The 7275-nt window shown below is 65.6% G+C and carries 6 protein-coding genes; 3 read left to right on the top strand and 3 right to left on the bottom strand.

The annotated features are described in order from the left end of the window. Positions 1-187: 187 nt before the first annotated feature. From FEZ63_RS06450 to FEZ63_RS06440, 3 genes are read right to left on the bottom strand one after another with little or no spacing between them, the layout of a single operon-like run. Positions 188-781: an SCO family protein gene (locus FEZ63_RS06450; RefSeq protein WP_150942825.1), complete on the bottom strand. Its 594-nt coding sequence runs from the start codon at positions 779-781 to the stop codon at positions 188-190. Between the two features lie 18 nt (positions 782-799). After that, positions 800-1744: a DUF1775 domain-containing protein gene (locus FEZ63_RS06445; RefSeq protein ID WP_150942824.1), complete on the bottom strand. Its 945-nt coding sequence runs from the start codon at positions 1742-1744 to the stop codon at positions 800-802. A gap of 47 nt (positions 1745-1791) precedes the next feature. Further along, a complete protein-coding gene (locus tag FEZ63_RS06440; protein ID WP_150942823.1) occupies positions 1792-2196 on the bottom strand; it encodes a hypothetical protein in 405 nt (134 codons plus the stop codon). Positions 2197-2310: 114 nt separating this feature from the next. On the opposite strand from FEZ63_RS06440, the gene FEZ63_RS06435 reads away from it, so the two are divergent. The 3 genes from FEZ63_RS06435 (at position 2311) to xth (ending at position 7091) form a co-directional block, all read left to right on the top strand. Continuing rightward, positions 2311-4893, top strand: a complete 2583-nt coding sequence (locus tag FEZ63_RS06435; RefSeq protein ID WP_150942822.1) for a DNA translocase FtsK — start codon at positions 2311-2313, stop codon at positions 4891-4893. A 188-nt stretch (positions 4894-5081) separates the two neighbouring features. Continuing rightward, on the top strand, positions 5082-6071 hold the full coding sequence (locus FEZ63_RS06430) for an outer-membrane lipoprotein carrier protein LolA (RefSeq protein ID WP_150942821.1): 990 nt from the start codon (positions 5082-5084) through the stop codon (positions 6069-6071). A 207-nt stretch (positions 6072-6278) separates the two neighbouring features. Beyond that, on the top strand, positions 6279-7091 hold the full coding sequence (gene xth, locus FEZ63_RS06425; RefSeq protein WP_150942820.1) for an exodeoxyribonuclease III: 813 nt from the start codon (positions 6279-6281) through the stop codon (positions 7089-7091). The last annotated feature ends 184 nt before the right edge of the window (positions 7092-7275 follow it).

Below are 7275 nucleotides of genomic sequence, written 5' to 3'. Positions count from 1 at the left end.
GGGCTAGGGGTGGGGGTCGGGCGACTGGGTGCCTCGGTCACGAAATTTCGCTGATATCGACGGCGCTCGCGAACTCAAACTGTCGGCGATCCGACTTTTCGACCCCCACCCTCAATCCCTCCCCGCAAGGGGGAGGGAAGCCGCGTCGAGCCCGATTTCACAGCGCCATCCGGACCGGATTCCGACTCTACCCCTCGCTCACCAGCCGCTTCAGCTTCTCGCGGCGGGTCTCCTGCGATTCCTGGAAGTTCGACGTGCCGAAGAAGTCGCCCTTGCGGTCCATCAGAAAGATCGTCGCGGTGTGATCCATGGTGTAGTCGGAATCGGTCGGAACCTTCTTGTAATAGATCTTGTACTCCTTGGCGGTGGCGGCGATTTCCTTCTCGGTGCCGGTCAATCCGACGATGCGCGGATTGAAGGACGACAGGTAGGTCTTCATCAGCTCCGGCGTGTCGCGTTCCGGATCGACGGTGATGAACACCACGTTCAATTTCGCCGCATCCGCACCCAGCGACTCGAGATCCTGCGTCAGATCGAAGAGCGTCGTCGGGCAGACTTCCGGACAATGGGTGAAGCCGAAGAACACCGCGAACGGTTTTCCTTTCAGGCTCTCGCTCGAGAACCTCTTGCCCTCATGCGTCGTGAGTTCGAAAGGCCCGCCGATCGGCACGCGAGCGGTCGTCTTCGTCACCGGTGCGAGATAGATGATCGTCCCGAGAAGCATCAGGGCCGCGACGAGAAAAATACTCAGCGGCAGCAGCAGCGATCGTTTGAGAAACATGTGCGGTCTCCTGCCAGATCAATGGTGCTGATGGGCGCCGGCGCCCTGACCGGTCATCGCCCGGACGACATATTCGACCTCGACCGGCCCCGCCTTCTCGAAGGCCAGCGTGCCCTTGATCGTCTGGCCATCGCGAAGGCCGTCGCGAAGCTCCAAGAACATGAAATGATAGCCGCCGGGCTTCAACTCCACGGTCTCGCCGGGCTTGATCTCGAGGCCGCCGGGAAGCTGCTTCATGCGCATCACATTGTCGGTCATCGACATTTCGTGCAGCTCGACCCGTGAGGCGAGCGGGAAGGTGCCGCCGATGAGGCGATCCGGCTCTTTGCCCGCATTGGTGACGCGCAGATAGCCGCCGCCGACCTTGGCGCCGGCAGGCGTCGCCCGCGACCACGGTTGTTCGATTGTGATCGCGCCGACCGTGAAAGTTTTTGGCGCCGATTCGCGCGCCGCGATGCGAACCGTCGGTGCCGGGTTCTTCAGCGCGTGCGCGTCCTGTCCGGCCGCCGCGATCTCGGTCCAGGCCTCCGTGCCGTTGGCACAGGTCTGCACCACCGGAAAGGCGAGATCGGTGCCGGCCGGGACGGCGTCGGTCACCCGCGCCTGGAACACGAATTCGTCGAAGTGATCGTCCGCAAGCGATCCCGACCAGACGATCTCGCGGACGCCTTCAGTGACAGGCGTCCCTCGGAGGGAATACGGCTTCGCGTAAGCTGCCCTGACGGTGTCGAGGGTCCAGCCGGATTTCGGCATCGGCTTCACATCGATGACGCCGTCGGGAATCCGCACGCTGACCTTGAGCGTGGGCTCCCCCGCGCAGCCATGGGGGATGCGCAGCACCGCCTTGTAGGTTGCGTTCTGCGTCGCCTGCGCGGTCTCGAAGGACACATGGGCGAAAGCGGGGGCGCAAAGGACGAAAAGTCCGGTCGCAACGAGCGCGCCGGAGGCGAAGGGGAGCTTCATGATAGGCAGTCCTGTGGTTCGGTTGATCGATCGCAGTCTTCAAGGACTCAACCGAGGCGCGGCGGCGCGCGCGAACCGACAGGCAGGACGTTCAGGGCGATGGCGCGAGGGGACGCGCCAACAGTGGGGCGGAGATCGATCGGAAGCGGCTGACGCGGCTGAAGCGGCTGAAGCGAAGCGGTGACCGGAACCGGTCCCGCGGACGCCACCGAAACTCCGCAGCTCAGGATGCAGCACAAAGCATGATCGGTCTGGCCCGGCTGATGCGGCGATCCGCCCTGACCGTCCGACAGGCAGAGAACCGTCTCCGGCAGGGTCGCGGCCTGCACGTGCATCGCGCCGCCGAGCGCCAGCAGCACGCCCTGCAGGGCGAGCGCATAGGCGAGCATTCCCGCAAGCGCGGTGCGCTTCCAACCGGTGATGATCGCCGTGCCCGTCATGGGCCGGACCATGGTCCCGCTGCTCCCGCGCGTCAATATCGACGCGCTGTGCTTAGGGTTAAAGGACCCTTAACTTAGGCGGCGCTAGGGTGGGGGTCAGAATTCTCGATTCCGTCCGGTCCCGTCATGCGCACCGCCCGCCGTTCCTCCTCGTCCTACGATGGCCTCGCCAGCGCCTTGCGGGCCTTTGTGGCTCGCCGCGCCCAGGAATTGATCGGCCTGTCTCTCCTGGCCGTGGCCGGTCTCGTGGCGGCGTCGCTTGCCACCTGGTCGGTGGACGATCCGAGCCTCAACAACGCGACGGATTCGCCGATCCGCAATCTTCTTGGCTGGCCGGGGGCCATCGTGGCCGATCTGGCGATGCAGATCGTCGGCCTCGGCTCCATCGCGGCGTTGCTGCCGCTCGCTGTCTGGGGCTGGCGGTTGATGAAATCGGGCGAACTCGGCCGCCGCCAGTTGCGGATCGCGCTCTGGATCATCGGCGCGGGCGCCGCGACGGCGCTCGCCAGCGCCATGCCGGCGACCGACCGCTGGCCTCTGCCGAGCGGTCTCGGCGGTGTGGTGGGGGACGCGATTCTCGCCGCCGCCCGCGCACTGACCGGCATGGCGAGCGGGTCCGCCAGTGCCGTGTTGGGCATTCTCTTCGCGGTCGTGGCGATCCTGACCCTGAGCGCCGCCTGCGGCCTCGGCCTGTCCGACGAGCCGCACCGGGACGTGGCGGAGGATTTCGACGACAACCTCGCGCCGAAGCGGAAAGCCAAGCAGATCGCCGATTGGGACGAGGCGGACGACACCACGCCGGATGAGCCCGGCTGGGGGATCGTGTCGCTGGGCGCCCTTGCCCACGGCCTTATGAGCCTGCGCAGCGCCGCCCGACGCTTCGCCGAATCCCGCCGTGGCGACGACGAGGACGATTTTGCGACCGCGCCGGCGGGTTCGAGGCGGCTTTCGCCCGAAATCGGCTGGGATCGGCGTGAGCCGCGTCTCGACGAGGGCGTGCCGCGCCCGCGAACGGCCCCTCATGCGGCGCCGTTGCATGACGAGGACGACGAGCCCTGGGACAATATGGAAAGCGTGCCGTCGACCCTGCGGCAGCGTGCCGAACCCGCCCCCGCTCGCGTCGCGCCGATTCCGGCCGCGCCGAAAGCCGGCAAGCGCATGGCGCGCGAAGCGCAGCCTTCGCTTCTCGACGAGGGCCTCTACCAGCTCCCGGCCCTGACCCTTCTGGCAGAACCAAAAAAGCAGGTCGGGCCGATCGTCTCCGCCGATGCGCTGGAGCAGAACGCTGCCCTGCTGGAGGGCACGCTGGAGGATTTCGGCGTCAAGGGCGAGATCATCAACGTGCGCCCCGGCCCCGTGGTGACGCTCTACGAGCTCGAACCCGCACCCGGCACCAAATCCTCCCGGGTGATTTCGCTTGCGGACGACATCGCCCGCTCCATGAGCGCGATCTCCGCCCGCGTCGCCGTGGTCCAGGGCCGCAACGCCATCGGCATCGAATTGCCGAACCACAAGCGCGAGACGGTCTTTTTGCGCGAGCTGCTGGCGAGCCAGGACTTCGAGAACACCAAGCAGAAGCTGGCGCTGTGCCTCGGCAAGACCATCGGCGGCGAGCCGGTCATCGCCGACCTCGCGCGCATGCCGCACCTGCTGGTGGCCGGCACCACCGGCTCGGGCAAGTCGGTCGCCATCAACACCATGATCCTGTCGCTGCTCTACCGGCTGAAACCCGAAGAGTGCCGCCTGATCATGGTCGATCCCAAGATGCTCGAATTGTCGGTCTATGACGGCATTCCGCACCTGCTGACGCCCGTCGTCACCGACCCCAAGAAGGCCGTGGTGGCGCTGAAATGGGCGGTGCGCGAGATGGAGGACCGCTACAAGAAGATGTCGAAGCTCGGCGTGCGCAGCATCGACGGCTTCAACGTGCGCGTCTCGGAAGCGAAGGCGAAGGGCGAAACCATCACGCGCACGGTCCAGACCGGGTTCGAAAAGGAAACCGGCCAGGCGGTGTACGAGGACGAGATCATGGATCTCGAGCCTTTGCCGTACATCGTTGTGATCGTCGACGAGATGGCCGACCTGATGATGGTCGCCGGCAAGGAGATCGAGGGCGCGATCCAGCGCCTGGCGCAGATGGCGCGCGCCGCCGGCATCCACGTGGTGCTGGCGACCCAGCGCCCGTCGGTCGACGTCATCACCGGCACCATCAAGGCGAATTTCCCGACCCGGATCTCGTTCCAGGTCACCTCGAAGATCGACAGCCGCACCATCCTGGGCGAGATGGGCGCCGAACAGCTGCTCGGCCAGGGCGACATGCTCTACATGGCGGGCGGCGGCCGCATCACCCGCGTGCATGGCCCGTTCTGCTCCGACGAGGAGGTCGAGAAGGTGGTGGCGCATCTCAAGCGTCAGGCCCGGCCGCAATATCTCGACGCCGTCACGTCGGAGGAAGAAGAGGCCGGCTCCGATCCGGCGGTGTTCGATCAGGGCGATTTCGGCGCCCCCTCGGGCGATCTCTACGATCAGGCGATCGCGGTGATCCTGCGCGACAAGAAAGCGTCGACCTCCTACATCCAGCGCCGCCTGCAGATCGGGTATAACCGTGCCGCGTCGCTGATGGAACGCATGGAGAAGGAAGGCATCGTGGGCGCCGCCAATCACGCGGGCAAGCGCGAGATCCTGATCGAGAGCGCCGAGGAGGATTGACCGGGCATCGAGGGAACTCCAGCCCCGCTGTGGCGATTGACGCCGGCGGCCGCAAGACGCCAAGCCTTAAACGCCAAGCCTTAAATACCAAGCCTTGGCACTGGGTCATCGATTAGCCACATGAAGTGGTAGAAGTGCCGCCGACGCCACTAACCGACACGCACGACTTTGCCGGAGACCCCGCCGAAATGCGCCTTACGAGCCTCGCCACCGTCACGACAATCCTCGCCCTTGTCGGCGCAGGCACGTCCGCGGCCGGTGCTCAGGCGGTGCCGACTGATCTTTTTCAGCCGCCGAAGGCGGCGCTGGCGCCGGCCACCATCGCGTCGATTGCCGAGGGCTTCAATCTCTCGGCCGCTCCCTTGCCGACCGCCACCTTCCGGCCCGCCGCGTCCCGTCCCGTGCCGACCGTATCGGAAAGCGCCAGCGAGGCAGCGATGATGCGGGATATGGAGGACGCTCTGCCTACCTCCCCCCCGCTGCCGCCGCAGCCCGTGCGCGAGGCCTCGCTCAAGCCGGTAGCCGTGCCCAAGCAGGCTGAATGGGCCGATGGCAAAGGGGACGCGCCCGCCACGCAAAAGCCGGCCGTCACGGCAGCAGCCGGTCCGACCGCGCTGGCGAAGGTGCAGCAACTGTCGAACCGCGACATCGTCGATCGGGCCAATGCCTATTTCACCGGGCTTTCAACCCTGGTGGCCGATTTTACCCAGGTGGGCGGCGATGGCCGCCGCCTTGGCGGGACCCTCTATCTTCAGCGCCCCGGCAAGATCCGGTTCGAATACGACCCGCCGGCGACCCTCGAAGTGATCGCCGACGGTACCTCGGTTGCCGTGCGCGACAAGAAGCTGCTGACGCAGGACATGTATTTCATCCAGCAGACGCCGCTGAAATTCCTGCTGCGCGAACGGGTCAATCTCGGTGGCGATATCGCCATCACGGGGATTACCAGCGAGGCCAATTCCGTGCGCCTCAATCTGGAAGATACCTCGACCCTCGGCGGCACCTCGCGCATCACGCTCTATTTCGATCCGGAGGTGCAGAACCTGACGCAGTGGCGGATCGTCGACCCGCAAGGGTTCCAGACCGTGGTGACGCTCAACAAGACGGATCGCGGCAAACGCATCGACCAGGGCCTCTTCCGCATCCCCAACGCACCGACGATCGGCAGCAGCCGGTAGATGATTCCCCTCTCCCTTGGGGAGAGGGTCAGGGTGAGGGGAGCGACCGAAATCGCTTCGCGCAACTATTTGCAGGCTCCGGTCGGAACGAGGGCCGCGTAACCCCTCACCCCAGCCCTCTCCCGACGGGAGAGGGAGAGGTCATGCTCTTCCCTCGCGTGCGAATCTGTCGTAGCCGGAGACCCTCCCGCCGACAGGATCTCCCCCGTGAAACTCACCGTCTCGACCTGGAACATCAATTCCGTCCGCCTGCGCATCGAGCAGGTCGGCCGTTTCCTCGCGGAACATCGCCCCGATGTCCTGTGCCTCCAGGAGACCAAGTGCCCGAACGACGTTTTTCCGCTTAAAGCGCTGCAATCGTTCGGTTATCCCTTCGTCGTCCATATGGGTCAGAAGGGCTATAACGGCGTCGCGATCCTGTCGCGCTATCCGTTTTCGACCACCAGCGTGATGGAAATGTGCGGCCGGGCTGATGCCCGCCACATCACGGTCACGCTAACCGAGGCCAAGGGCGCGTCCGGCATCACGATCCATAATTTCTACGTGCCGGCCGGCGGCGATATCCCGAATCCCGACCTCAACGAGAAGTTCAAGCACAAGCTGCAGTTCATGGATGAGCTCCGCGCCTGGGGCGGCCGCTCGAAACCGACCGGTGCGCCGGCCATTCTGGTGGGCGATCTCAATGTGGCGCCGTTGGAGAACGACGTCTGGAGCCACAAGCAATTGCTCGACGTGGTCAGCCACACGCCGGTCGAGACGTCGGCGCTCGAAGCCCTGCGCGGGGAGGCCGGCTGGATCGACGCCATGCGTCATCTGCGGCCGGAGCCCGAAAAGATCTATTCGTGGTGGAGCTACCGCTCGCCGGATTGGGCCGCCGCCAACAAGGGCCGCCGGCTCGACCACATCTGGCTGTCGGGCGACCTCGCCGGGTCGTTGCGCGCCATGGACGTGACCCGCGAAACCCGCGGCTGGGAGCGCCCCTCGGACCACGTGCCGGTGACGGTGACGCTGGAGCTGTGAAGAAAGCTCGACGCTCCTTCCCTCCCCCTTGCGGGGAGGGATCGAGGGTGGGGGTGGTACGACCGGGTCAAGCGTGCCGGATATTTCGTTGATAGATCAATCACAACGAGACTTGACGGGTTGGCGCTTGATTTTCCGACCCCCACCCCTGCCCCTCCCCGCAAGGGGGAAGGAAGAGAGATCC

This window comes from Microvirga brassicacearum (assembly GCF_008757455.1).
GTDB classification, from domain to species: domain Bacteria; phylum Pseudomonadota; class Alphaproteobacteria; order Rhizobiales; family Beijerinckiaceae; genus Microvirga; species Microvirga brassicacearum.
Note: the sequence above shows the minus strand (reverse complement) of the source record. Positions and strands in the feature narration are given on the sequence as shown.